This is a genomic window from Vibrio sp. 10N.222.55.C6 (assembly GCF_041473395.1).
In the GTDB taxonomy this organism is placed as follows: Bacteria; Pseudomonadota; Gammaproteobacteria; order Enterobacterales; family Vibrionaceae; genus Vibrio; species Vibrio crassostreae_C.
In genome coordinates this window covers 1-372 of sequence record NZ_JBFRSD010000492.1, presented here as the reverse complement: position 1 = coordinate 372, position 372 = coordinate 1, and the positions used below count along the sequence as shown (strand labels likewise).

At 38.2% G+C, this 372-nt stretch carries 1 protein-coding gene; it reads left to right on the top strand.

Annotation, left to right across the window (positions count from 1 at the left end):
* Positions 1 to 24: 24 nt before the first annotated feature.
* Positions 25 to 372 (top strand): O-antigen ligase family protein (locus tag AB4486_RS24760; RefSeq protein ID WP_372119337.1); only part of this gene is annotated, 348 nt, incomplete at its 3' end.

Here is a 372-nt window from a genome sequence, read left to right as displayed (position 1 = left end):
GAACAAGGTGACCTCAATTCATCAATAGGTCTCAGGTTGCAGATGTATCAAGCTGGCATTGAACTTTTTGAAAGTAGTCCTATATTAGGGCATGGGTCATTGAATCGTGAGTATATTGAAGAGAATATACCAGGGTATACACCTAGGGCTTATGGCTTTATTTCAGAAGGGCATTTACACAATAACTATATTGATAAACTAGCGCGCTCTGGAATTATAGGTTTAAGTATCTTTTTGTTCTTTATTTTCTATCCAGTATATTTGGGGCTGAGAAAGTATCCCGACTTATTTTGGTTGTTTAGCTTGCCTTCTATCCACTACGCTGTGGCCAGTTTAACAGATTCACCTTTTAGAAATGGTGATGCTCTCGTT